Raw genomic sequence first — 23,418 nt, 5'->3', positions numbered from 1 at the left:
GGCGCGGGCTATGCCGCGTCGGTCTCCATACGCTTCACCCGTCGCTGGTACCAGTCATCGCCCAGCGGCTCGAACACCGCGCTGCGCTCCATCACGCCCTGGTAGACGTGCAGCGACACGGCCACATCGGCATCGCTGGCATTGCGCAGCGTGTGGTATTCGTGCGGGGGAATCAGGCTGCCGGCGCTGCCGCGCTGGCCGTACAGTGTCGGCTGCGCGGCAAAGCGGTGGCGAGTGCCCTTCCGCTCCAGCAGCGCATACGGCGTGACCAGCAGTTCTCCCTGCCAGACGCCTTCCACGCACCACATCGCATCGTGATCGTGCAGCGGCGTACCCTGCCCCGGGCCCCAGCACATGGCGATGACGCTGTACCCCAGGGTCCGGCTGCGGTGCAGTTCACGACGTGCGTAGTGACCACGCACCGGTCGCCGTACACACGGCGGCAGCTGTATCGAAGGATCGGTGATGGCATCACGCAGCACGCGCTGCAGGCCCTCGGTGATCGCGTGCGGATCCGCCAGCGCTACCGCACCATCAATGGCGGCAAGCAGGCGCTCCCGGCCGGCGAACGGCAGTGGCGTGAACGTGTCTCCCATGACCCGACTCTAGCCGAGCGGAGTTAACAGAATGTTTGTGCTGCGGTGTCATCACTGCGTGCCGCGCTGCACGAAAGGCACTTTTCCGTAGAGCGCGCGCTCGCCTGCGCGCGGATCGTCAACCGCGCGACTGGTGCGATCGAACAGCATTGTCCGCCGTTGCGGCAGCGTATAAGGGGCCCATTGCGACAATCCGGCGTGATTGGGGTCGCCGCTGCGGGCGAAGGCGATCAAGGCCTCGCTCATGGTCGCCGCCAGCGCACGCGCATCATCGCCACCCCCGGTGCGCGCGCCCGGCAACCCTGCGTTGTCAAAGACCAGCGGGATGTCCAGCGTATGGAAAGCACGCAGGCGCCCCTCCTCCACCGGCGACCCCCAATCCAGCTGGTACGCCCAGGTCGGTGCTGCGCCCGCGGGCTGGCGCGCCCGCGCTTCCAGTTCCTCCACCGCTCCGCGCCAGCTGCGGCCAGCCGTGGTTGCAGCAAAAAACACTTCAGAGGGCGTGTAGTGCGGATACAGGCGGCGATACTCGGCGATCACGGTCTGCGGCCGCAGATCGACGAACTGCTGTCGTTCGAGCTGTGCCGGCAGTGTTTCCCAGGTCAGGGCGAAGTTGGCGGGATCGTTGCCGAGGAACGCGCGGGTCTCGTCGCGGGTGTTGCCGATCACCATCGGAATCGCCGCCGACTGCTGCGGCGCCTGTGGCCAGAACGGATGCACCGGCAGCACCACATCGTCCAGCACCGGGCCGAAGTACAGCGACGTGCTTTCCACGCGCGAGGGATCACGCGCACGGGTGGCTTCCAGCAAGACGTCGACCGGCAGGTCCAGCAGGGCCTGCACATCACGTGCAGCAACGGCCTGCATCGCGATCGCAGCGCGCTGCGCGGCCGCGCGCGGTCCGGCAGCGGTGACCTGCTGGCCACTCATCGTCCACGCGCGGTGGAACAGCCCTCGGGCCGCAGGCATCGCCATCAGCGTGGCGATCTTGGCGCCCCCGCCGGACTGCCCGAACACCGTGACGTTCGCCGCGTCGCCACCGAAGACCGCCGCGTGCTGCCGCACCCACTGCAGCGCCTGTACCAGGTCGAGCTGGCCGACGTTGCCCGAGGCGGCGTAGCGCGGATCGCCCAACGCCCCCAGGTAGAGATAGCCGAACGTGTTGAGGCGATGATTGAGGGTGACCACCACCACATCGCCGCGGCGGCACAGCGCAGCGCCGTCGTACAGCGGATCACTGCCGGACCCGTTGTTGAATCCACCGCCGTGCACGTACACCAGCACCGGCCTGCGTCCACCGTCGCCGAGCGCGGGTGTCCACACATTGAGGAACAGGCAGTCCTCGCTGCCGGGCCCTTCGCTGCCGCCCTGCGGTGCGGCCGGACCGTACTCCAGTGCATCGGCGATGCCGCGCCAGGCAGCTTCATGCCGCGGCGGCTGGAAGCGGTGTTGAGCGGTGTCGGCACCATAGCGAAGCCCACGGAACACCAGTACCCCGTGCTCGCGCTGGCCACGCACACGCCCGCCACGGACCCGGGCCAATGGCAGGCGGTCGTCGCGGACACCCGGCACGCTGGCCAGCGTTGGCAATGCGGTGAAGGCAGCCGTAGCGGACGCGGTGGCCAGCGCCCAGCGGGCGCTGTCGCGCAGGAACCGCCGACGCTGCAGGTCGGCCGGCGCATCGTTCATCGCGCGTCCTCCGCAGGGCCCAGCCAGCGTTGTGCGAGCAGCGGCCAGAGTGCCAGCGTCGACCGCGCGGGGATGTCCATGCCAAAGCCGTGGCCGCCATGGGCGAAGACGTGCAGTTCGTGCTCGACACCCGCACCCGCCAGTGCCTGCGCCATGAGTTCACTGTTGCGCACCGACACCACGGCGTCGTCGGCGGCGTGGACCAGCAGCGTCGGCGGCATGTCGCCACGTACGCGCTGCTGCATCGAATAGTCTGCCTGCAGCGAGGTACCCGGATGCTCGCCCAGCAGGCGGGCACGCGAGCCGCTGTGCGCATGCGCGCCCATGTCGATCACCGGGTAGACCAGCACGGCACGGCTCGGGCGGGCGCTCAGCCGGTCGAGGTCATCCCGTGCGGGATGGACGGCGATGTCGAAGCCGGTGGCCAGCCGCGCCGCGACGTGGCCGCCCGCCGAGAAGCCCATCACCGCCACGTCGTCCGCGTCCAGCCCGCGCCGTCGCGCCTGGTCGCGCACCACCCGCAGCGCGCGCTGCGCGTCGGCGAGCGCGGCCTGGCGGTCGCGCCCCGGCTGCGGCAGGCGGTAGCGCAGGACGAACAGGGTGTAGCCGGCGCCGTCCACCCAGAACGGAACCAGCGCGCTGCCCTCCTTGTCGATCACCACCCGCTGGTAGCCGCCGCCGGGGATCACCAGCAGGGCCCGGCCGTTCGGCCGGGCGGGTGTGTACACCTGCAGAGAGGGCGCGTCGATCTGGTCGGCGTAGCGGTCCGGGCGTGCAGGGTCCGCACTGCGCTCGACCACCCGCGTCGGACGTGCAGTGCCGGTTTCGCCCGGCACTGCGCCTGCCGGCCACAACGGCAGCTGCTCGCCGGGCAACGCCTGGACCACATGCTCGCCTTCGCGCAGCGGCGTGTCGACCGCGCAGGCGGGCGCCGCCGGCAGCAGCAGGGACAGGCACAGCAACACGATGGGCAGACGCATGACTGACGGGGCTCCAACAGGACAGGGCAGGGCGCTGGCGGCGTCGGCAAAGACGGCGTGATGCGCTGCCGCTTGCGTGATGACACCGGTTTACCATATACACGTCCTGCAGACGCTGTCGATAGGCAGCGCAACAACGCCAGAGGGAGACGTTCTTGAGCAACGAACACGGCACACATGGGCACACGCCGCCGGCCGATGCGGCCGCGATTGCCCAGGCCTTCACCACCGCACGCCTTGCGGGCCAGGCACTGGAGGCGTTCCCGGGCGACATCCCGGCGGACCTGGTCGCGGCCTACCAGGTCCAGGACCTGGCCATCGCCCGCTGGAACCAGCCGGTGGTCGGCTGGAAGGTCGGCTACATCGCTGCCGAACGCCGCGATGCGTCCGGGGACGAACGGCTGCTGGGGCCGATCTTCAAGCCTCAGCTCAAAAATGCTACCGGTGGAACAACGGATGTTCCGGTGTTCGTCGGCGGTTTCGCCGCGATCGAGGCCGAGTACGTGCTGGAACTGCTGGAGGATGCCCCCGCCGACCAGCTGCACTGGTCGCCGGAACAGGCTGAAGCGTTGCCGGCCCGCCTGTACCTCGGTGTCGAGGTTGCCAGCAGCCCGCTGGCAACGATCAACGAGCTGGGCCCGCGCGTGGTGGTATCCGACTTCGGCAACAACAACGGCCTCGTGCTGGGGCCGGAGATCGGCAACTGGACGTCCCTCGATGAGTCGGCGTTGCGCGCCGAGACCCTGATCGAGGGTGAAGTGGTCGGGGTCGGCGGCGCGAGCCGCCTGCCTGGTGGCCTGCGCGCAGCGTACGCGTTCGCGTTGTCCCGTTCCGCGCTTCGCGGCCGGCCCCTGCGGCGTGGCGACCTGATCGCCACCGGCAATGCGACCGGCATCCACGACATCCAGGCAGGACAAACGGCGCTGGTGCGCTTCGCCGGCTTCGGCGAGATTGCCTGCAGGGCCGTGCCGGCCGGGTAAGCCGCGGCACGATCCAGTGAACACGCGCGGGAGGGCGCAGATGATCACACGACGACATTTCCTGGCCGGTGGCGCCACTGCACTTGCCACTCCCCTGCTCGCCGCCTGTGGCCGCGGGCCGGGCCCTGACGCAGCCGGCGGCCAACTGCTGACGGCGACCGATGTGCACGTGGCCGATTACCCCACCGTGACAGCGGTGAAGTGGATCGGGGAGACCCTGCAGCGTGAGACCCAGGGACGCCTGCGTCTGCGCCAGTACCACTCGGGCCAGCTCGGCCGCGAGTCCGAAGCGATCGACATGGCCCGCTTCGGCGCCATCGACATCACCCGTGTCTATGCGGGCGCGCTGAACAACGCGTTTCCGCTGACCCAGGCGCTGTGCCTGCCCTACGTGTTCGAATCGGTGGCGCATCAGCGGGCAGCGCTTGATGGCGGCGTGGCCGATGCCGTGCTGCGCGGCTTCGAACGCCGCGACCTGGTCGGCCTGGCCATCTACGATTCCGGTGCGCGCTGCTTCTACAACACCCGGCATCCGATCACGCAGCCCGGTGACCTGCACGGGCTGAAGCTGCGCGTCGCATCATCGGACATCTTCATCCAGCTGATGCGGCTGCTCGGCGCCAACCCGACGCCGATGTCGCTGGGCGATACGTTCTCCGGCATGGAGACGCACATGATCGACGGTGCCGAGAACAACATGCGCAGCTTCCACTCCAGCCGTCACTTCGAGGCTGCGCACTACTGGTCGCAGAGCGATCACTCCTATGCACCGGACGTGCTGCTGATGTCACGCGCCAGTTTCGAGCGGCTGCAGCCGGATGACCGCCAGCTGCTGCTGGAGACCGCACGTGCGTCGGTGAAGGTGATGCGCGACCAGTGGGATGCCTCCGAGGATGCGGCACGACGCGCGGTGCTGGCGTACGGCGTGAAGGCCAACGAGGTCGACATGCCGGCGTTCCGCGCCGCCGCGCAGCCCCTGCTGCAGCAGTACCTGCAGCACGCGGAAATCGCCGCGCTGGTCGATCGCATCCGCGGTGCAGCCTGAGGACTTAGCCATGACCGAAACGACGACATTTTCCCCACCCGGCCCCGGGCAGCGCCTGCTGGACCGCATCGCCGACATTGCCATCTACACCGCCGTGGCGGCCCTGCTGGGGCTGGTGGTGGTGCAGGGCTGGCAGGTCTTCGCGCGCTATGTGATCAACGATTCCCCGAGCTGGACCGAGCCGGTGACCCTGCTGCTGCTCAGCACCGCGATGAGCCTGGGCGCGGCCTGTGGCGTGCACACCAACCGCCACTTCGGCTTCTTCCTGCTGCATGCCTACATGGCGCCGGCGCTGCGCCGCGCTGTGGACGTGCTGGTGCAACTGGTGGTGGCCGTGCTGGGCGCGTTCATCGCAGTGTGGTCGGCCGAGCTTCTTCTCGACGGCCTGGACATCAAGACCGCCGGTGCCGAGCTTCCGCAGAGCATCAACTACCTGCCGCTGGCGCTGGGCGGCGTGCTGATGGTGGTGTTCGCGCTGAACCGTGCGTGGAAGGCCACGCAGTCCACGCCGGCAGACGCTGCCGTCGATGACGCTGAAGGAGATCGTTGATCCATGGGTATCGCCATTCTGTTCTCGGTGTTCGCAGTGTTCCTGCTGCTGGGCGTGCCGGTGGCCTACGCGCTGGCTGCGGCCGCCCTTGCCACCCTGCTCTACCTGGACATCCCGTCCATCGTTCTGGTCCAGCAGATTTCGGCAGGTACCGGGTCTGCATCGCTGATCGCCATTCCACTGTTCATCTTCGCTGGCGAGATCATGATGCGCGGCGGCATCTCCGAGCGCCTGATCGCGCTGGCGTCCTCACTGGTGGGGCGCTTGCGTGGTGGCCTGGGCCAGGTTTCGATCCTGTCTTCGCTGTTCTTCGGCGGCGTCTCCGGCTCGGCCATCGCGGATGTCTCGGCGGTGGGTGGCACGATGATTCCGCAGATGGTCAAGCGCGGCTATGACCGCGATTTCGCCGTCAATGTCAGCATCACCGCCGCCCTGGTCGCGCTGCTGGTTCCGCCCTCGCACAACCTGATCCTGTTCTCGGCCGCAGCCGGTGGCGGCCTCTCGATCGCCGATCTGTTCGCGGCCGGCATCGTTCCGGCATTGCTGATGACGCTGGCATTGATGATCACCGGCTACGTCGTCGCGCGCCGCCGCGGCTATGGCGTGGAGGTGTTCCCGGGCTGGCGCGCGGTGATGCTGCGGATGATCTCCGCCCTGCCCGGCCTCGGTCTGGTCGCGCTGATCTTCGTCGGCATCCGCGCTGGCATCTTCACTGCGGTGGAAAGCGCGGCGATCGCCGTGGTGTACGCACTGCTGGTGACCACGGTGCTGTACCGGCAACTGCGCTGGCGCGAGTTCTTCGCCACGGTCGTCCACGCCGCACGCAGCACCGGCGTGATCCTGTTCGTGATCGCCACCGCTGCGGTATTCGGCTGGCTGCTGGCCTACCTGCAGGTGCCGGCGGCGGCGGTGGATTTCCTGCAGTCCTTCGCGCACAGCCAGTTCATGGTGCTGCTGATGATCGTGGTGATGCTGTTGCTGCTGGGAACCTTCATGGACCTGGCACCGATGATCCTGATCTGCACGCCGATCTTCCTGCCGGTGGCGCGCGCGTACGGCATCGATCCGATCCACTTCGGGCTGGTGCTGGTGCTGACCGGCGGCCTGGGCCTGGTGACACCGCCGGTGGGCTCGGTGCTGTTCATCGGTACCGCCATCGGCAAGATCAGCGTGGGCCAGAGCATGCGTACCATCTGGCCGTTCTGGTTCGCTGCGCTGGGCGTGCTGCTGGTGGTCACCTTCTTCCCTGCCCTGTCGCTGTGGCTGCCGGCCACGCTGCGCAGCTGAGCCGGAGACCGCTGCCATGCACCGTCCGCTTCGCCGCATCCCTGCCGTGGCCCTGGCCAGCCTGCTTCTGGCCGCGCTTCCGGCGCTGGCCTCCGGCCCGGCCTCACCGACCTGGGCACGTGGGCTGGAGAACCAGCGACAGGCCGATCTCGGCGACGGCACCTACCTGAACCCGGTGCTGGCCGGCGACCGCCCCGATCCGTCGGTACTGAAGGACGGACAGGACTACTACCTGACCCTGTCCTCCTTCGACGCCTATCCCGGCCTGCCGATCTGGCATTCGCGGGACCTGGTCAACTGGCAGCCGCTGGGTCATGCCATCACCCGCAACGTGGGTGCGATCTGGGCACCGGACATCGTCAAGCACCAGGGTCGCTACTTCATCTACTTCCCGGCCCGGACCGGCGAACACCGCAGCAACTTCGTGGTGTGGGCCGATGACATCCGCGGGCCGTGGAGCGATCCGATCGACATCGGCCTGGGCGGCTACATCGACCCCGGCCATGCGGTGGGCGAGGACGGCAAGCGCTACCTGTTCCTCAGCGGAGGCGACTATGTGCAGCTGGCCGATGACGGGCTGAGCGTGGTCGGCACACCGAAGCATGTCTACGACGGCTGGCGCTATCCGCAGAGCTGGGATGTGGAGGCCTATGCGCAGGAAGGACCGAAGATCCACTTCCGCGAGGGCTGGTACTACATGACCACCGCCGTGGGAGGCACCGCCGGCCCACCCACCGGGCACATGGTGATCACTGCGCGCTCGCGTTCCATCCATGGGCCCTGGCAGAACGCACCGAACAATCCGATCACGCGCACGCAGTCGGCGTCCGAGCCGTGGTGGTCGCGAGGCCACGCGACGGTGGTCGAAGGCACCGACGGTCGCTGGTGGATGATGTACCACGGGTATGAGAACGGCTTCTGGACCCTGGGCCGGCAGACCCTGCTGGACCCGATCGAGTGGACGGACGATGGCTGGTTCGTTGCCAGGGGCGGTGACCTCGGCCAACCGCTGCGCAAGCCTTCCGGAAGCGCCCTGGCACCGCACGGCATGGCGCTTTCGGATGATTTCCGCGGCGGCAGGCTCGGGCCACAGTGGGCGTTCTTCAACCCGGGCAGTGACGAGTACCGGCGCCTGCGCTTCAGCGGCGATGGGCTGGTGATGCAGGGCAAGGGCAGTGCGCCGCGCGATGCGTCTCCGCTGACCACCATCGCCGGCGATCCGGCCTACCAGTTCGAGGTGGAGCTGGAGGTAGCGCCGGGCGCAGTCGGGGGGGCGCTGCTGTTCTACAGCGACCGTCTTTATGTGGGCGTGGGCAGCAACGGCGAGCAGTTCATCATGCACCGCTACGGCGAGGAACGCCCTGCCCGGCTTGCGCCCAGCGAGCGCGGCGGGCGGCTCTGGCTGCGCGTCACCAACAACCGCCATATCGTCACCTTCCATACCAGCAGCGACGGCCGGACCTGGCAGAAGTACCCGGTTCAGATGGAAACCTCGGGTTACCATCACAATGTGGCTGGTAAGTTTCTCGCCCTGAAGCCGGCGCTGTACGCTGCCGGTGACGGTGCGGTGACCTTCCGCAGCTTCCGCTACCGCGCGCTGGACTGAGTGCGCGGCCGGAAATCCCCCGACTTACCTGGTCCATTACATGTCAGTGCGCAACAAGAATGATGCCGCCACGCCGGCATTGGCCAAAGGCAAGGCAGCCACGATCAACGACATCGCGCGACTGTCCGGAGTGTCCAAGAAAACGGTTTCAAGGATCATCAACAACTCACCGCTGGTGCGCAAGGACACGCGCGACAAGGTAGAGGCCCTGATGCGCGAGGTGGGCTATACGCCCGATCCGCTGGCGCGCGGCCTGGCCTTCCGTCGATCCTTCCTGATCGGCATGGTCTACGACAACCCGACCGCCCAGTACATCGTGGACATGCAGTACGGTGCACTCGACGCGCTGCGCGGTTCCAGCTTCGAGCTGGTCGTGCACCCCTGCGACAGCCGCAGCCCGGGCTACATCGACGGCGTGCGCCGCTTCGTGCAGCAGCAGAAGCTGCATGGGGTGATCCTGGTGCCGCGTGCCTCCGAGGACCAGGCGCTGGCGGACATGCTGGATGAGATCGGCTGCCGCTTCACCCGCGTGGCCGCGCTGCCGCTGGACGAGAGCTCGCAGATGGTGGTCACCCACGATCGTGACGGCGCCGCCGAAGCGGCCGACTACCTGCTCTCGCTGGGCCACCGCGACATCGCCCTGGTGACCGGGCCCAGTGCCTATCGTTCGGCGCACGAGCGTACCGCCGGCTTCATTGATGCGCTGTCGCAGCGTGGCATCGAGCTGCCCAAGGACCGCATCATCGAGGCGGGCTACACCTTTGAATCGGGCGTGGCCGCCGCCGAGAAGCTGCTGCTGGGCAAGCGCCGGCCGACCGCGATCTTCACCGGGAACGATGAAATGGCGGCGGGCATCTACAAGGTGGCGCTACGTGCAGGCATCAATATCCCGCGCCAGCTGTCCATCATCGGCTACGACGACAGCCCGCTGGCCTCGCGCCTTTGGCCGTCGCTGACCTCGGTACGGCGCCATACCCGCGATACCGGCCGCACCGCTGCGGCGATGCTGATCCAGCCCGACGGCCAGCCGGCGCTGCAGATCGCCAGCGTGCGCCCGCACCTGATCGTGCGCGACTCCTGCCAGCCGCCGGAGGACTGATCCGGCGGGGATCAGTCCGGTAGCCCGCAGGCCTGCCTGCGACTCCGTTGAAGCCGCCTCACCTTGCCGCGACCGTTGAGCGCTATCGTGCGGCGCAAAATGACACCGGTTACCAACGTCGCTAGAATCCCCCTGAACCGTGCCGGGGCCGAATGATCGGCCCGCCCCCTGCTCTGGAGATGCCATGTACTGCAAGACCCACTACGCCACCCATCCCGACGCCATCAAGGGCGCCAGCAACGACCAGCTGCGCGAGCTGTACCTGCTCGACGGCCTGTTCAACCCCGGCCAGGTGACGCTGAAGTACACCCACTACGAGCGCTTCGTACTCGGTGGCGCGGCGCCCCTGGATGCGCCGCTGGCGCTGCCGGTGCAGACCGAACCGGCGTCGGCCGCCGGCCATCCGTTCCTGGAGCGTCGCGAGCTGGGCGTGATCAACGTCGGCAGCGGTACCGGTACGGTCACCGTCGACGGCACCGTCTACACGCTGGGCCCGAAGGATGGCCTGTACGTGGCGATGGGCAGCAAGGATGTCGCGTTCGCCTCGCAGGACGCCGCCAACCCGGCTCAGTTCTACCTGGCCTCGACCCCGGCCCACGCGCGCTTTGAAACCAGGCAGCTGTCGATCAAGGACGCGGTGGCGCTGGACCGCGGTGCGCTGGAGACCAGCAACGAACGCACCATCTACCAGTACATCGTGCCGGCCACCTGCCAGTCCTCGCAGCTGCTGCTGGGCCTGACCGTGCTCAAGCCCGGCAGCGTGTGGAACACCATGCCGCCGCACCTGCATGACCGCCGCAGCGAGGTCTATTTCTACTTCGACCTGGGCGACAACGACCGCGTGTACCACTTCATGGGCGAACCGGACGCGCAGCGCCACATCGTCATCCAGAACAACGAAGCCGTGGTATCGCCGCCGTGGTCGATCCACATGGGTGCCGGTACCAGCAATTACGCCTTCATCTGGGCGATGGGCGGCGAGAACCTGGATTACACCGACATGCACGTGCTGGACATCTGCCAGCTCAAGTAAGTCCTGCCTGGCCGCCGCGCACGCGTGCCGGTGGCCGTTCGCCTGCATCACGCACACCTCTACCAAGGAACGCACACGCAATGGCCAATCCCTTCAGCCTGGAAGGCAAAGTCGCTCTGGTAACCGGTGGTAATACCGGTCTGGGCCAAGGTATCGCGGTTGCGCTGGCCACCGCCGGCGCCGATGTCGCCGTGGCCGGCATCGCGCCGCCCACCGAAACCATCGAGAAGATCACCGCGCTCGGCCGACGCTGCCTGGCGGTGGAAGCCAACCTGATCAGCATCGAGCCGGTCGAGCGCGTGGTGCGCGAAACCATCGAGGGACTGGGTGGCCTGGATATCCTGGTCAACAATGCCGGCCTGATCCGCCGCGCCGACGCGGTGGAGTTCAGCGAACAGGACTGGGATGACGTGATGAACGTCAACATCAAGTCGGCGTTCTTCATCTCGCAGGCGGCGGGCCGTCATTTCATCGCCCAGGGCAGCGGCAAGATCATCAACATCGCCTCGATGCTGTCATTCCAGGGCGGCATCCGGGTGCCGTCGTACACCGCCAGCAAGAGTGGCATCGCCGGCATCACCCGCCTGCTGGCCAACGAATGGGCCGGCAAGGGCGTCAACATCAACGCGATCGCGCCGGGCTACATGGCCACGGACAACACGGCGGCCCTACGTGCCGACGCCGACCGCAACAAGGCGATCCTGGATCGCATTCCGGCCGGCCGTTGGGGCACACCGGAGGATCTGGCCGGCGCGGCGGTGTTCCTGGCATCCAGCGCATCGGATTACATCAACGGCGCCGTGCTGCCGGTCGATGGTGGCTGGTTGGCGCGCTGAGGCACACCGGTCTGTAGAGCCAAGCCCATGCTCGGCTGTCGCGCTCTGATCGAAAAACAGCCGAGCATGGCTCGGCTCTACAGGAGTGCCGCGATGCGAAGGCTGTTGCTGTTGTTGCTGCTGTCGTGCACCACCGCGCAGGCGGCGCCGGTGCGGGTGTTCATCGCCGGTGACTCCACCGCGGCCGAGTACGGTCCCCAGCGCGCGCCGCAGGCGGGCTGGGGCCAGGCCCTGCAGAGCTACCTCGATCCGGCGCGGTTCGAAGTGCGCAACCACGCCCGGGGAGGCCGCAGCACGCGCAGCTTCATCGATGAAGGCCGCCTGGATGCGATCGCCAGCGAGCTGCGCCGCGGCGATGTGCTGCTGATCCAGTTCGGCCATAACGACGCCAAGTTCGAAGATCCCACGCGCTATACCGATCCGGACAGCGACTATCCGCGCCTGCTGATGCGTTACGTGCAGGTGGCGCGCGACAAGGGCGCCACGCCGGTGCTGGTCACGCCGGTGGCGCGGCTGCTGTATGACTTCGGTTCGCTGCTGGACACACATGCGCGTTACACGCGGGCGATGCAGCAGCTGGCCGCGCGCGAGCGCGTTGCCCTGATCGAACTCAACGACCGCAGCACGCGCTGGATACGCGCGCTGGGCGAGCAGGGTGCACGACCCTACTTCCTGTTCGTGCCCGAGCAGGGCAAGGCCGACGGCACCCACTTCAGTGTGGCCGGCGCCAACGCCGTCGCCTGCCTGGTGCTGCGCGAGTGGAGGGTGCTGCAGCCGGGGCTGGAAGATGCACTCGTGCGCGACATCGACTGTGACGTGAGCGCGGCGGCGGGGCAGGGCGGGCAACCGGCGCAGCCCTCGCGCGTGGTCCATGAGCATGACATCGCCATCCGCCAGCCCGGCCCGCATGGTGGCGCCGGGCCGACCACGGCCTATCCGTTCTTCGCCGGAGAGAAGGACCTGCCGTTCGTGCTGCGCAAGCGCGTACTGCACAAGGGTGCAGGCATCGGCCTGCATCCGCAGCACAAGGACGAGATCTACTACATCGTCAGCGGGAAGGGCAGCTACGTGCTGGACGGAAGGCAGTACGACGTCAGCGCAGGCGATGCCCTGCTGACGCGCAAAGGCAGTTCGCATGCACTGCAGCAGGTGGGTGACGAGGATCTGGTGCTGCTGCTGGCATACCCGCGCTGACCCGTGGAGTCGGGCGTGGAGCCGGCCCTACGGATGCCCCTGCCGCATCACACGTCGCCGCCGTCGGCCCAGCCTTCGCCGGTTCCCTTCTGGAACACGCGGTCGTCGGACTGCACATCACCGGCCGGCAGGTGCTGCTGCTCGGCCAGCGAGGCATAGATCGGGGTGAAGTCCGGCGACGTCGCCTGCATCAGCTGCTCGAAGCTGTCGATGACGAAGTAGGTCTTCTGGAAGGTATCGATGCGGTAGCGCGTGCGCATGATGCGCTGCAGGTCGAAGCCGATACGGTTGGGCGCGGCCGATTCCAGCGAGTACAGCGATTCGCCCTTTGACGAGACGATACCGGCGCCGTAGATGCGCAGGCCATCCGGGGTATCGATCAGGCCGAACTCCACCGTGTACCAGTACAGGCGCGTGAGGTTCTGCAGCGCCTCCGGGCCGATGGCGTGGGCTTTGACACCGCCACGGCCGTAGGCCTCCATGTAATCGGCAAACACCGGATTCATCAGCAGCGGCACATGGCCGAACAGATCGTGGAACAGGTCCGGCTCGGCGATGTAGTCGATCTGGTCGGGGCGACGGATCCACCACGTGACCGGGAAGCGGCGGTTGGCCAGGTGGTCGAAGAAATCCAGCTCCGGCAGCAGCCCCTCCACGCCCACCAGCGTCCAGCCGGTGGCTGCGCCGAGTACTTCATTCAGCTGGTCGAAGCGCGGAATCATGTGCGCGCTCATGCCCATCTCGTCCTGCGCGTCCAGGAACTCCCGGCACGCACGGCCAACCAGCAGCTCGCGCTGGCGCTGGTACAGCGTGCTCCACGTCGCGTGGTCATCGGCGCTGTAGGTATCCCACGGCTGCTCGACGAGCGCGGTGGTGTACACCGGCACGTAGCCCTTGTCGGTCTGCTGGTGTTCGACGCGGCGGGGCTGGGCGGGATCCATGGGACGCTCCTTGAAGGGATGTCCACGATGCTAGGGCAGGGCGGGCGCAACAGGGTTGCAAAAGTTGCGCGGAATGACCTTGCTGGCGCAATATCCTTGCGTACACACCATGTTGCGGGGCAACAATGGCCGGAGAAGTCCAGTTCGATCGCACGGATATACGCCTGCTGGCCGAAATCCAGCGGGATGGTCGCGCCACCAATGCCGAGCTCGCGGCCCGGGTGAACCTCTCCCCCTCCGCCTGCCTGCGCCGCCTGCAGCGGCTGGAGAGCGAGGGTGTGATCGTCGGCTATGGCGCGCGCCTGGAACCCCGGCAGCTGCGGCTGGGCCTGCAGGCGTTCGTGCGGGTGCAACTGGAAAAGCACGACCAGGCGGCCATCGCGCATTTCGTGGACAGCGTGCAGGGCTGGGATGAAGTGGTGGCCTGCCATGCGCTCACCGGCGACATGGATTACCTGTTGCACGTCTACGTGCGCGACCTCGAGCACTTCTCGCGCTTCCTGCTGGACCGCCTGCTCAATGCCGGTGGCGTGGCCGATGCCAATTCCAGCTTCGTGCTGCGCACGGTGAAGGGCTTCCAGGCGTTGCCACTGTCGCAGCTGGAACCCTGAGCACCGGTCAGCGCGGGCGAGGGCTCAGCACTTGTCCTTGCGCCCCATCAGCCTGCCCAGCCGCGAGGTCTCCTCGCACTTCGGCGCGGCTACCGGTGGCGGTACCAGCGCGGCGGCGCGCGCCTTCTGCAGCTGCTGGATCTTCGCGCGGATCTGCGGCATCGCGGCCATCGCCGCCTTTTCTCCCTCCAGGATCGCGGTCCCGCGCTGGCTGAAATCAGCCGCACCGATATCCAGCACGCGCGGGCGGATCACGATGTCGGCGCGGGCCAGTTCCTGCTCGCCCAGGCGCTGGCCCATGATCGCGATCGACTGGTTGACGATGCCGAGCATGTCAGTCGGTGCCTTGCCACTGGCCTTGCTGGAGATGTCCACGGCGATCACGAAGTCGGCACCGAGCTGGCGCGCGGCATCGACGGGCACCGGGCTCACCACGCCGCCATCGACGTAGTTGCGTCCGCCGATCTTCACCGGCTCGAACACGCCGGGGATGCTGCTGGACGCACGGACGGCCTGGCCCACGTTGCCGCGCACGAAGATCGCGCGTTCGCCGGTTTCGAGCTGGGTGGCGACGGCGGCGAACGGCTTCTTCAGGCGCTCTGCCGGACGGTTGGCGACCTGCTCGTTGACGTAGTCCTGCAGCTTCTGGCCCTGCACCAGCCCGCCGGAGAACAGGCGCACGTCGCGGATGCTGGCTTCATCCAGCGCGACGGCCCGGCTCTGCATCTGGAACGCATCCATGCCGCTGGCGTACAACGCGCCGACCACACTGCCGGCGCTGGTGCCGGACACCACCACCGGCTCGAAGCCGTTGGCCTCGAGCATCTTGATCACGCCGATGTGGGCAAAGCCCTTGGCCGCGCCGCCGCCCAGCGCGATGCCGATCTTCACCGGCTTGGCCTGCGGCACCACGGTCGGCGCCGGCGGCGGCGCCGGACGCACCGGATCGCCACCGCAACCGGCCAGCAGGCCAAGCAGGGCAACGGACAGCAGCACGCGGGGACGGAACAGGCTCATCGGCAATGCGCTCGCGGCGCCGGATTCAGGGAAGGGCGCCAGCATACCGAAGCCACGGCGGGCCGGGCAGGGCAGGACGACGCCCTATTCATGGACCGCCATGGGTAGCGCCGGGCATGGCCTGGCGGGCAGTTCAGGGCCGCTGCGCTCGCCGGGCATGGCCCGGCGCTACCCGTGGGCGATCAGAACCGGTTGTCGCCGTCGAGGATGCGGCCGATGCCGCCCAGCACCGAGCCTTCGCCGCGGTTCTGCCCACCTCCCTGCGGCGCGGCCATCCACATCCGGCCGGCCAGGCGCGAGAACGGCAGCGATTGCAGCCAGACCTTGCCCGGTCCGGTCAGGGTTGCCAGGAACACGCCCTCGCCACCGAACACCATGCTCTTGATGCCACTGACCCGGCGCACGTCCATGTCCACCGTCGGGTGGTAGGCGACCACGCAGCCGGTATCGACGTCCAGGCGCTCGCCGGCGGCCAGTTCGCGCTCGACCACACAGCCTCCGGCGTGGATGAACACCCAGCCATCGCCTTCCAGCTTCTGCATGATGAAGCCTTCGCCGCCGAACAGGCCGGTCATGATCTTGCGCTGGAACTGCACGCCGATCTGCACGCCGCGCGCCCCGGCCAGGAAGCTGTCCTTCTGGCAGACCAGGCGGCCGCCGTGCTGGTCCAGCTTCATGGCCAGCACGGTGCCGGGGTAGGGCGCGGCGAAAGCGACCTTGGCCTTGCCCTGCCCGGTATGCGTATAGAGCGTGGCGAACAGGCTCTCGCCGGTCAGCACGCGTTTGCCGGCCGACATCAGCTTGTCCATGATGCCGCCGCCCTGGCCGCTGTGCGTGCCGTCGCCGAACACCGTATCCATCTGCACCGAGGCGTCCTTGAACATCAGCGCGCCGGCTTCGGCGATGGCGCTCTCGCCGGGATCCAGCTCGATCTCCACGAACTGCATCTCATGGCCGACGATGCGGAAGTCGATGTCGTCGGCCCGGCCCCGCGCAGGCCCGCCCGGCACGGGTGGCGGCGTGTTGGGCATGCCCGGGGCGGGCGCCTGCAGCTCGGGCACCTCGGCGATCGCGGTCCAGCCGCTCATACCTTGGCACCAGGCCAGCGCGCGGGGGTTGGCCTGCGCGTAGCGGCGCGCGGCTTCGTCATCGAGCGGCCCGATGCGATCGGCCTGGGCGGAGGAATGGAAGTACCACTGGGTCATGGCGGTGCGCCGGGTCGGGGTGGGAAAGCCCGAGTCTAGCGACCCTCCCCGGTGGCCCGCGACCGCGCCATGAACAGCGGCCATTTGCGGCGCAGGTGCTGTATTGCAACAATTATCTGGTAGCGCCGTTTTACCACCCCTCCAAACACAGCCTACCGCCATGTCCCCGACCCACACTTCCCGCGGCCGTATTCCGGTCGCGCGCCCCCTCGTTGCCGCTCTCTCCGCCCTGCTGCCGCTGGTTGCAGCCGCCCAGGAAACCCCCGCCGCCAAGGATCCGGTCGCGCTCGATACCCTGCAGGTGACGGCCCAGCGCCGCGTCGAGAATGCCAAGGACGTGCCGGTCGCGATCACCGCGATCCAGGGCGAGAAGCTTGATGTGCTCGGCTCGGCCGGCGACGACATCCGCTTCCTGGCCGCGCGCGTACCCAGCCTCAACATCGAATCGTCCTATGGCCGTGCCTTCCCGCGCTTCTACATGCGCGGCCTCGGCAACACCGACTTCGACCTCAATGCCTCGCAGCCGGTCTCGCTGGTGTACGACGACGTGGTGCAGGAAAGCCCGCTGCTGAAGGGCTTCCCGTTGTTCGACCTGGCCAACGTGGAAGTGCTGCGTGGGCCGCAGGGCACCCTGTTCGGCCGCAACACGCCGGCCGGCGTGGTCAAGTTCGATTCGGCGCGTCCGTCGCAGGATGCCGATGGCTACGTCCGCGTCGGCTACGGCAGCTACAACAGCTGGAACGTGCAGGGCGCCTACGGCGGCCCGCTGACCGACCGCTGGTCGGCACGCGTTTCGGCGATCTACCAGCGCCGCGACGACTGGGTCGACAACACCCGCGTCGGCGCGCCCAACAGTGGTTTTGAAGGCTATGACGAGGCTGCCGGCCGCGTGCAGTTCCTGTACGAGGGCGACGATTTCGAGGCCCTGTTCAACCTGCACAAGCGCAAGCTCAACGGCACCGCCCGCCTGTTCCGCGCCAACATCATCCAGAAGGGCAGCAACGCGCTGGTCGAGAACTTCGACCGCGACAAGGTGGCCAACGACGGCGTGAACTTCTCCGACCTGGAAACCTGGGGCGGCAGCGCGCGCCTGCAGTGGAACCTCGGCTCGGTGACCCTGCACTCCATCACCGGCTACGAGACTGCCGAATCGCTCAACCGCGGCGATATCGACGGTGGCTACGGTGCTTCGTTCCTCGGCGCCGGCAATTATGGCCCGGGCTTCATTCCGTTCCCGTCCGAATCGGCCGATGGCCTGCCGCACCACCGCCAGTGGACCCAGGAATTCCGCGTGGAATCCAATGAGTGGGGCCGCTTCGACTGGCAGGCCGGTGTCTTCTACTTCGATGAAGACGTCACCATCGACAGCTTCAACTACGACTCGCTGACGCCGGGCAATCCGCAGACCGGCCATGCCGTGCAGAGCCAGCGCAACAAGGCGTGGGCGGTGTTCGCATCGGGCGACTTCGATGTCACCGACCGCTTCAAGCTGCGCGCCGGCGTGCGCTACACGCAGGACAAGAAGGACTTCACCGCGCGCGTGCTGCAGGCCGTGCAGGGTGGCACCCCGGTGAGCGGGCCGTACCTGGCCAACACCGACGTCGATGACGTCAGCTGGGATGTCAGCGGTGTGTACAAGCTGACCGACAACGTCAATGCGTATGCGCGCGTGGCCAAGGGCTTCCGCGCGCCGTCGATCCAGGGCCGTCTGGCCTTCGGTGGCGTGTCGCAGGCCGATTCCGAGAAGGTGATCTCGTACGAAGCCGGCATCAAGGCCGACCTGTTCGATCGCCGCGCCCGCCTGGGCTTCAGCGTGTTCCGCTACGACGTCGACGGCCAGCAGCTGATCGCGGTCGGAGGCAGCAACAATACCGCCACCCTGCTCAACGCCGACAAGACCATCGGCCAGGGTGTGGAGCTGGACCTGGAAGCCTACCTGGCCGACAACGTCCTGCTGACCCTGGGCAGCAGCTACAACGACACCGAGATCAAGGACGGAAACCTGGCCGTGGCGATCTGCGGCGGTGGCTGCACCATCACCGACCCGACCACGGTGATCAACGGCGGCACCTACGCCCTGGTCAACGGCAATCCGCTGCCGCAGGCGCCGAAGTGGATCCACAACATGACCCTGCGCGTGGGCTTCCCGCTCACCGATGGCAGCGAGCTGTACGCCTACACCGACTGGGCCTACCGCAGCCCGGTGAACTTCTTCATCTACGAGTCGCCGGAGTTCCGCAGCCGCAGTTCGCTGGAAGGCGGCCTGCGCCTGGGCTACAACTGGGAGTACGGCCAGTACGACGTGGCGGTGTTCGGCCGCAACCTCACCAACCAGACCCGCGTGGTCGGTGCGATCGACTTCAACAACCTGACCGGCTTCCTCAACGAGCCGCGGACCTGGGGCGTGGAGTTCACCGCGAAGTTCTGATGCGGTCGCTGTACCGAGGCAATGCAGAAGGGCCGGCGCAATGCCGGCCCTTCTGCGTTCGGTGTCCGCCGGGCATGGCCCGGCGCCACCTCTGCGCCGCGAGCGCTTACAGCGCGCTCTGCGGGCGTACCTTCAGCACTGCCTCTTCGGCGGTGCAGTTGCGGCTGGAGTGCAGGCCGGCCTTGCGCGCGGCGGCGATCTCGCTGCGTGCCGCCAGCAGGTCGCGCTGGAACGCGGCATTGTCATGCAGCCGGGCAACGGCGGCAGCCCCCATGAAACGGCCTTCGAGGATGTCGCTCTGCCAGTGCACGTTGCACACCAGGCGGCTCTCGCCATAGTTGCGGCCACGGGCCTGGATGGCATCGGCACGATCCGGCGCGATCTCCGACAGGATCAGGGCCCATGCCCAGCCGATCGAGGTGTGGCCGGACGGATAGGACCCGTTGCTGCGCAGGCCCGCTTCATCATCCGGCGTGCAGGTCGGCTCGCCATTGACCATGAACGGGCGCGGGCGCTGGTAGTGGTTCTTGGCGACCTTGGTGGCAGCGCTGGCGTCGATCCGGCTGCGCTCCAGCAGGCGGTACAGCGCGGGCGTCTTCACCGCGTCCACATCGATGTCGACCGCGCAGGAAAACTGGTTGGCACCTTCCGGAAAGCCCAGTTCGGCATCCAGTGTGGCCTGGGCGAAGCGTGGGCTGCCGCGCAGTGCACGCGCTTCGCGGCTGACCTGTTCATCCAGGGCGAAGCCCGCCGAGCCCGCGGCGGGTGGCGCCGGAACCAGGGCCAGGCTGGCCGGTACGGCGCGCGCGTCCAGATAGCCCACGGCCTTGGTGGTGACGTTGGCTTCGACGGCGGTCGGCCGGGCAGCAGACGCGGCACAGCCGGCCAGCGCCAGCACGATGGCCAGGCCAAGCAGGGGACGGGCAGGGCGGAAGATCACAGACATGGTCAGGCTCAGCAGAGGAAACACCACGCCATGATCGCAGCCCGCAGCCGGCGTCGCAGTGGCCGTCGGTCATACGGCCAGACCCGGCATGGTCATCAAAACGGGGCAAAAGCGTCATCGCGCTCCGCCATTCTCCCGAATCCGGGCGCAGCGCACGGACTTTCACGCGCCGGGGCATCGAGCATCGGCGCAACGATGGCACGCGTGCCATTCCATTCCAGCCGGGTCGGGGGGATCCGCTGACAGAGGGAGAGAAGCGATGCGCAGCACCGCAACAGGAAGTACCGTCCTGGTCCTGCTCGCCACCATGGCCGTCACGCCGGCCACCGCCGCCGATGTGGTCGGCGTGGCCTTCGTGCACGGCACCGGCGCGCAGACCAACGCCACCCAGGACTACTGGCAACCGGCGATCATCGACACCGTCCGCCAGGGGCTGCCGAACAGCAGCAACTATGTGGTCATCAACTGCGATTTCACGCAGTACATGTGGAAGCCGGAAGCCGCCGGCTGCCTGGCCGACCAGCTCACCGGCTTCATCAACAGCCGCGGCATCACCCAGCTGGTGGTCATCACCCATTCCAACGGCGGCAACGTGATGCGCTGGATCCTCTCCAACCCGACCTACGACAGCCGCTACCCGAACATCATCCGCACGGTGCGCAAGGTCAACGCGCTGGCACCCTCATCGGCGGGTACGCCGCTGGCCGATGCCGTGCTCAACGGCAACACCTTCGAAACCTCGCTGGGCTGGCTGCTCGGTTACAAGAACGATGCCGTGCGCATGCAGCAGGTCGCCAGCATGGCCACCTACAACGCGCAGAACCTGTACGGCACGGCCGGTCGGCCGGCACTGCCCAAGCCATTCCGCGCGGTGGTCGGCAGCGATGTCGAATCGGCCGTGTGGGACAGCAACAGCTACTGCGGCGGCTACGCGGCCAACGTCGGCCTGGAGTTCACCCAGAACTGGCTGTCCTCGTGCTCGGACGGTTTCCTGGAGTGCAGCAGCCAGAAGGCGGCGGGCAGTACCTGGTTCACCGACACCGCGCGCACGCAGGGCGCCGAGCCGTTGAGCCACAACCAGAGCCGCCGCGAGTGCTTCGGCCTGGGCGCCATCCTGCGCAACGACCTGGCCCAGTGAGGACGACGACGATGACGATGAATTCCCTTCCGCTGACCATCGCCGTGCTGGCAGCCCTGGCCACGGCCTCCGCCACGGTGCACGCTGCGCAGCCACTGCGCGCCCTCCCCGGCGACCAGGTGGTGGCCACGCTGGTGGCCGCACCGCTGCCGCCTGACGACAGCGAACACGCGCCCCTGGCGTTTGCCTGGGCACTGGACCCGGCGCAGGCCCTGCAGGCCTCCACGCCCTACGCCTCGGTCAGCCGCAGCTACTGGCAGCAGGTCGATGGCGCGCAGCTGCAACGTGGCCTGGAGCTGCCGCTGACCGCCCCCGATGCGGTGATCCAGCTGAGCCCGGCAGCCGGTGCGCGCGCGGTTCCGGCGCAGTCACTGCAGGTCCGGGATCCGGCCGGCCGCAGCAGCGTCGCCCGCGCCGTCGACGCGCGGCAGCTGCAGGACGCCGGCATGCCCGTGGGCGAAGGCAGCAGCATGCTGCGCACCGGCACGGGCAGTGCTGCGGGAAATTACCGCCTGCAGAGCGCGCAGGCGCAGGGCCGCTACGTCGTACAGGTGCTTGAACCCAACAGCCCGTTGCGGCTGGAGGTGCAGGCCAGCCAGGCGCAGGTCCTGGCCGGCGGCAGCGTACAGCTGCGGGCACGCCTGCTTGAAGACGGAGCCAGTCCCGCCCAGTTGCAGGCGCGCCGCGGAGGACTGGGCGGCGAAGCCTTGCTGGTCGCACCCGATGGCCGCAGCTGGCCGCAGCGGTTGCTGCGTACGGCCGACGGCAGCCTGCACGCGCAGGTACGGATTCCCGCCGAGGCCAGCAACACGCAGGGGCTGTGGGAACTGCAGGTGTTCGCACAGGCCGATGGCGTACTGCGCGACGGCAAGGTCGCCTTCGCCGTAGCCCGGCCGACCGCCCGCTTCGTCGGGCAGGCCACACCGGACCAGGCCAGCCGGCGCGTGGCGCTGCCGTTGCAGGTCGCCGCCGCCGGGCGCTACGAAGCGCGCGGCACCCTGCACGCCACGGGCCCGGATGGCCAACTGCGTCCGGTCGCGCAGGCGCACGCCGCCGCATGGTTCGACGGTCCCGGTCGCGGCCAGCTGGTGCTGCCGTTCGACCAGGCAGCGCTGCCGGCCGGCTTCGGTGCCCCCTTCGAACTGCGCGAGCTGCAGTTGCATGACCAGAGCCGGATGGCACCGATCGAGTCACGCGCAGTCGCGTTGCGGTTCTGAGGCATGACGTGGCGGGCCGGAATGCCGGCCCGCTACCCTGCACCGCCTGCAGCGCCACGCCGACGCCGGCACTGCGCAGGCGTACTGCTCACCCCGCGTACGCCGTCAGCCGGCCATCCTGTTCAACCACCCGGATCGGCCCGCCGAACACCTCCGACAGAGGCTCGTCACACAGCAGCGTGGCCCGACTGCCGTCAGCCAGCACGCGGCCGTCGCGCAGCAGCACCACCCGCTCGATCTCGGGAATGACCTCTTCGATGTGATGGGTCACCAGCACCAGGGTGATGCCCTGCTGCGCCAGTGCCCGCATGGTCGCGATCAGCTGCTGGCGGGCGACCAGATCCAGGCCGGTGGAGGGTTCGTCCAGCAGCAGCGCCTGCGGCCGGTTCACCAGCGCGCGCGCGATCAGCACCCGGCGCGTCTCGCCGGCAGAGAGCTCTGCATAGGCGCGCTCGCGCAGGGCCAGCGCACCGGTCATCGCCAGTGTCTCGCCGGCGCGGGCACGCATCTCGGCGGTCACCTCACGGAAAGCCGGCACCACGCAGCTGGCGAAGAAACCGGACAGCACGGCCTGCTCGACGGTGAGCCCCGGCATCTCGGACAGCGTGCTGCTGAGGTCACCGGTGACGATGCCCAGCTGCGAGCGCAGCCGGTCCACCTGCCAGCGGTTCTGGCCCAGCACCTTCACCGCGACCGCGCCGTCGCCCTGCGCCAGCGGGTAGAGCTCGCGGGTGATCAGCTTGATGAAGGTCGATTTGCCGCAGCCATTCGGGCCGAGCAGGGCGGTGTGCTGGCCCTGCGCGATGCGCAGGCTCAGCCCATGCAGGACCTTCACCTGGCCGCGCATCACGCTGGCGCGGTCCAGTTCGATCAACGGCGGCCGCTCCCCGGCGGACGGGACGGCGACAACGGCGCGGGCGCGCGGATCCAGGCTCGACAACTCAGGTCCCCAACTGTGAACGGTGCCACGGAAGCGGTGCTGGCGCACCGCGGTCAGAGGTGCAGTTTGCAACGCAAGCG

At 68.1% G+C, this 23,418-nt stretch carries 21 protein-coding genes; 13 read left to right on the top strand and 8 right to left on the bottom strand.

Annotated features, from left to right (window positions below; translation table 11 throughout):
* Positions 1-8: 8 nt before the first annotated feature.
* The 3 genes from ACZK08_RS00335 to ACZK08_RS00325 are packed head-to-tail and all read right to left on the bottom strand — an operon-like array spanning position 9 to position 3,265.
* Positions 9-596, bottom strand: coding sequence for a cysteine dioxygenase family protein (locus tag ACZK08_RS00335; protein WP_053516003.1), 588 nt, complete (start codon positions 594-596; stop codon positions 9-11).
* A gap of 51 nt (positions 597-647) precedes the next feature.
* Positions 648-2,285, bottom strand: coding sequence for a carboxylesterase/lipase family protein (locus tag ACZK08_RS00330; RefSeq protein WP_065182104.1), 1,638 nt, complete (start codon positions 2,283-2,285; stop codon positions 648-650).
* Positions 2,282-3,265: an alpha/beta hydrolase gene (locus ACZK08_RS00325; RefSeq protein WP_196768745.1), complete on the bottom strand. Its 984-nt coding sequence runs from the start codon at positions 3,263-3,265 to the stop codon at positions 2,282-2,284. The genes ACZK08_RS00330 and ACZK08_RS00325 overlap by 4 nt, the downstream gene beginning before the upstream one ends.
* 155 nt (positions 3,266-3,420) lie before the next feature.
* Between ACZK08_RS00325 and ACZK08_RS00320 the strand changes: the two genes are divergently transcribed.
* The 9 genes from ACZK08_RS00320 to ACZK08_RS00280 all read left to right on the top strand — a co-directional run bounded on the left by ACZK08_RS00320 (position 3,421) and on the right by ACZK08_RS00280 (position 12,895).
* Positions 3,421-4,245 carry a 2-keto-4-pentenoate hydratase gene (locus tag ACZK08_RS00320; RefSeq protein WP_053516007.1) on the top strand — a complete coding sequence of 275 codons (825 nt, stop codon included), beginning with the start codon at positions 3,421-3,423 and terminating at the stop codon, positions 4,243-4,245.
* Between the two features lie 40 nt (positions 4,246-4,285).
* Complete coding sequence (locus ACZK08_RS00315; protein ID WP_065182105.1) at positions 4,286-5,290, top strand: TRAP transporter substrate-binding protein; 1,005 nt, start codon at positions 4,286-4,288, stop codon at positions 5,288-5,290.
* 10 nt (positions 5,291-5,300) lie between these two features.
* A complete protein-coding gene (locus ACZK08_RS00310) occupies positions 5,301-5,840 on the top strand; it encodes a TRAP transporter small permease (RefSeq protein ID WP_065182107.1) in 540 nt (179 codons plus the stop codon).
* Between the two features lie 3 nt (positions 5,841-5,843).
* Entirely contained in the window at positions 5,844-7,127 is a 1,284-nt protein-coding gene (locus tag ACZK08_RS00305; protein ID WP_053516013.1) for a TRAP transporter large permease, read from the top strand.
* Between the two features lie 16 nt (positions 7,128-7,143).
* Complete coding sequence (locus tag ACZK08_RS00300) at positions 7,144-8,733, top strand: family 43 glycosylhydrolase (protein WP_065182108.1); 1,590 nt, start codon at positions 7,144-7,146, stop codon at positions 8,731-8,733.
* Positions 8,734-8,773: 40 nt separating this feature from the next.
* A complete protein-coding gene (locus ACZK08_RS00295) occupies positions 8,774-9,832 on the top strand; it encodes a LacI family DNA-binding transcriptional regulator (RefSeq protein WP_053516017.1) in 1,059 nt (352 codons plus the stop codon).
* A gap of 184 nt (positions 9,833-10,016) precedes the next feature.
* Positions 10,017-10,865: a 5-dehydro-4-deoxy-D-glucuronate isomerase gene (kduI, locus tag ACZK08_RS00290; protein WP_065182109.1), complete on the top strand. Its 849-nt coding sequence runs from the start codon at positions 10,017-10,019 to the stop codon at positions 10,863-10,865.
* Positions 10,866-10,945: 80 nt separating this feature from the next.
* Positions 10,946-11,701: a 2-dehydro-3-deoxy-D-gluconate 5-dehydrogenase KduD gene (kduD, locus tag ACZK08_RS00285; protein WP_053516021.1), complete on the top strand. Its 756-nt coding sequence runs from the start codon at positions 10,946-10,948 to the stop codon at positions 11,699-11,701.
* A gap of 93 nt (positions 11,702-11,794) precedes the next feature.
* Complete coding sequence (locus tag ACZK08_RS00280) at positions 11,795-12,895, top strand: GDSL-type esterase/lipase family protein (protein WP_065182110.1); 1,101 nt, start codon at positions 11,795-11,797, stop codon at positions 12,893-12,895.
* Positions 12,896-12,942: 47 nt separating this feature from the next.
* On the opposite strand, the gene phhA is transcribed toward ACZK08_RS00280, so the two are convergent.
* Complete coding sequence (gene phhA, locus ACZK08_RS00275) at positions 12,943-13,836, bottom strand: phenylalanine 4-monooxygenase (RefSeq protein ID WP_065182111.1); 894 nt, start codon at positions 13,834-13,836, stop codon at positions 12,943-12,945.
* 125 nt (positions 13,837-13,961) lie between these two features.
* Here phhA and ACZK08_RS00270 point away from each other — a divergent pair, with 125 nt between their 5' ends.
* A complete protein-coding gene (locus ACZK08_RS00270) occupies positions 13,962-14,447 on the top strand; it encodes an Lrp/AsnC family transcriptional regulator (RefSeq protein ID WP_053516027.1) in 486 nt (161 codons plus the stop codon).
* 24 nt (positions 14,448-14,471) lie between these two features.
* On the opposite strand, the gene ACZK08_RS00265 is transcribed toward ACZK08_RS00270, so the two are convergent.
* A complete protein-coding gene (locus ACZK08_RS00265) occupies positions 14,472-15,464 on the bottom strand; it encodes a patatin-like phospholipase family protein (RefSeq protein ID WP_065182113.1) in 993 nt (330 codons plus the stop codon).
* A gap of 182 nt (positions 15,465-15,646) precedes the next feature.
* A complete protein-coding gene (locus ACZK08_RS00260; protein WP_053516031.1) occupies positions 15,647-16,669 on the bottom strand; it encodes a TIGR00266 family protein in 1,023 nt (340 codons plus the stop codon).
* A 160-nt stretch (positions 16,670-16,829) separates the two neighbouring features.
* Here ACZK08_RS00260 and ACZK08_RS00255 point away from each other — a divergent pair, with 160 nt between their 5' ends.
* A complete protein-coding gene (locus tag ACZK08_RS00255) occupies positions 16,830-19,097 on the top strand; it encodes a TonB-dependent receptor (protein WP_065182114.1) in 2,268 nt (755 codons plus the stop codon).
* Positions 19,098-19,203: 106 nt separating this feature from the next.
* Here ACZK08_RS00255 and ACZK08_RS00250 read toward each other — a convergent pair whose 3' ends face one another.
* Entirely contained in the window at positions 19,204-20,043 is an 840-nt protein-coding gene (locus ACZK08_RS00250) for an acid phosphatase (RefSeq protein ID WP_065182115.1), read from the bottom strand.
* A 259-nt stretch (positions 20,044-20,302) separates the two neighbouring features.
* Here ACZK08_RS00250 and ACZK08_RS00245 point away from each other — a divergent pair, with 259 nt between their 5' ends.
* Together ACZK08_RS00245 and ACZK08_RS00240 are read left to right on the top strand one after the other, a co-directional pair.
* Positions 20,303-21,181 carry a hypothetical protein gene (locus ACZK08_RS00245; RefSeq protein ID WP_065182116.1) on the top strand — a complete coding sequence of 293 codons (879 nt, stop codon included), beginning with the start codon at positions 20,303-20,305 and terminating at the stop codon, positions 21,179-21,181.
* A gap of 11 nt (positions 21,182-21,192) precedes the next feature.
* Positions 21,193-22,398: a DUF4785 domain-containing protein gene (locus ACZK08_RS00240; RefSeq protein WP_065182117.1), complete on the top strand. Its 1,206-nt coding sequence runs from the start codon at positions 21,193-21,195 to the stop codon at positions 22,396-22,398.
* A gap of 88 nt (positions 22,399-22,486) precedes the next feature.
* On the opposite strand, the gene ACZK08_RS00235 is transcribed toward ACZK08_RS00240, so the two are convergent.
* Positions 22,487-23,245, bottom strand: coding sequence for an ABC transporter ATP-binding protein (locus ACZK08_RS00235; RefSeq protein WP_231107769.1), 759 nt, complete (start codon positions 23,243-23,245; stop codon positions 22,487-22,489).
* Positions 23,246-23,418 lie beyond the last annotated feature (173 nt).

The organism is Stenotrophomonas sp. 112478_Sma, from assembly GCF_056479905.1.
The sequence above is the reverse complement of the archived record's forward strand: the minus strand, read 5'-3'. Positions and strand labels throughout refer to the sequence as shown.

Excerpts from the sequence above, each read along its gene's own strand:
- phhA (WP_065182111.1), bottom strand. The coding sequence starts at position 13,836 with ATGGATCCCGCCCAGCCCCGCCGCGTCGAACACCAGCAGACCGACAAG.
- ACZK08_RS00330 (WP_065182104.1), bottom strand. The coding sequence starts at position 2,285 with ATGAACGATGCGCCGGCCGACCTGCAGCGTCGGCGGTTCCTGCGCGAC.
- ACZK08_RS00300 (WP_065182108.1), top strand. The coding sequence starts at position 7,144 with ATGCACCGTCCGCTTCGCCGCATCCCTGCCGTGGCCCTGGCCAGCCTG.
- ACZK08_RS00235 (WP_231107769.1), bottom strand. The coding sequence starts at position 23,245 with ATGCGCGGCCAGGTGAAGGTCCTGCATGGGCTGAGCCTGCGCATCGCG.
- ACZK08_RS00255 (WP_065182114.1), top strand. The coding sequence starts at position 16,830 with ATGTCCCCGACCCACACTTCCCGCGGCCGTATTCCGGTCGCGCGCCCC.
- ACZK08_RS00245 (WP_065182116.1), top strand. The coding sequence starts at position 20,303 with ATGCGCAGCACCGCAACAGGAAGTACCGTCCTGGTCCTGCTCGCCACC.
- ACZK08_RS00315 (WP_065182105.1), top strand. The coding sequence starts at position 4,286 with ATGATCACACGACGACATTTCCTGGCCGGTGGCGCCACTGCACTTGCC.
- ACZK08_RS00260 (WP_053516031.1), bottom strand. The coding sequence starts at position 16,669 with ATGACCCAGTGGTACTTCCATTCCTCCGCCCAGGCCGATCGCATCGGG.
- ACZK08_RS00240 (WP_065182117.1), top strand. The coding sequence starts at position 21,193 with ATGACGATGAATTCCCTTCCGCTGACCATCGCCGTGCTGGCAGCCCTG.
- ACZK08_RS00295 (WP_053516017.1), top strand. The coding sequence starts at position 8,774 with ATGTCAGTGCGCAACAAGAATGATGCCGCCACGCCGGCATTGGCCAAA.
- ACZK08_RS00305 (WP_053516013.1), top strand. The coding sequence starts at position 5,844 with ATGGGTATCGCCATTCTGTTCTCGGTGTTCGCAGTGTTCCTGCTGCTG.
- ACZK08_RS00250 (WP_065182115.1), bottom strand. The coding sequence starts at position 20,043 with ATGTCTGTGATCTTCCGCCCTGCCCGTCCCCTGCTTGGCCTGGCCATC.
- ACZK08_RS00325 (WP_196768745.1), bottom strand. The coding sequence starts at position 3,265 with ATGCGTCTGCCCATCGTGTTGCTGTGCCTGTCCCTGCTGCTGCCGGCG.
- kduD (WP_053516021.1), top strand. The coding sequence starts at position 10,946 with ATGGCCAATCCCTTCAGCCTGGAAGGCAAAGTCGCTCTGGTAACCGGT.
- ACZK08_RS00280 (WP_065182110.1), top strand. The coding sequence starts at position 11,795 with ATGCGAAGGCTGTTGCTGTTGTTGCTGCTGTCGTGCACCACCGCGCAG.
- kduI (WP_065182109.1), top strand. The coding sequence starts at position 10,017 with ATGTACTGCAAGACCCACTACGCCACCCATCCCGACGCCATCAAGGGC.
- ACZK08_RS00265 (WP_065182113.1), bottom strand. The coding sequence starts at position 15,464 with ATGAGCCTGTTCCGTCCCCGCGTGCTGCTGTCCGTTGCCCTGCTTGGC.
- ACZK08_RS00310 (WP_065182107.1), top strand. The coding sequence starts at position 5,301 with ATGACCGAAACGACGACATTTTCCCCACCCGGCCCCGGGCAGCGCCTG.
- ACZK08_RS00270 (WP_053516027.1), top strand. The coding sequence starts at position 13,962 with ATGGCCGGAGAAGTCCAGTTCGATCGCACGGATATACGCCTGCTGGCC.
- ACZK08_RS00335 (WP_053516003.1), bottom strand. The coding sequence starts at position 596 with ATGGGAGACACGTTCACGCCACTGCCGTTCGCCGGCCGGGAGCGCCTG.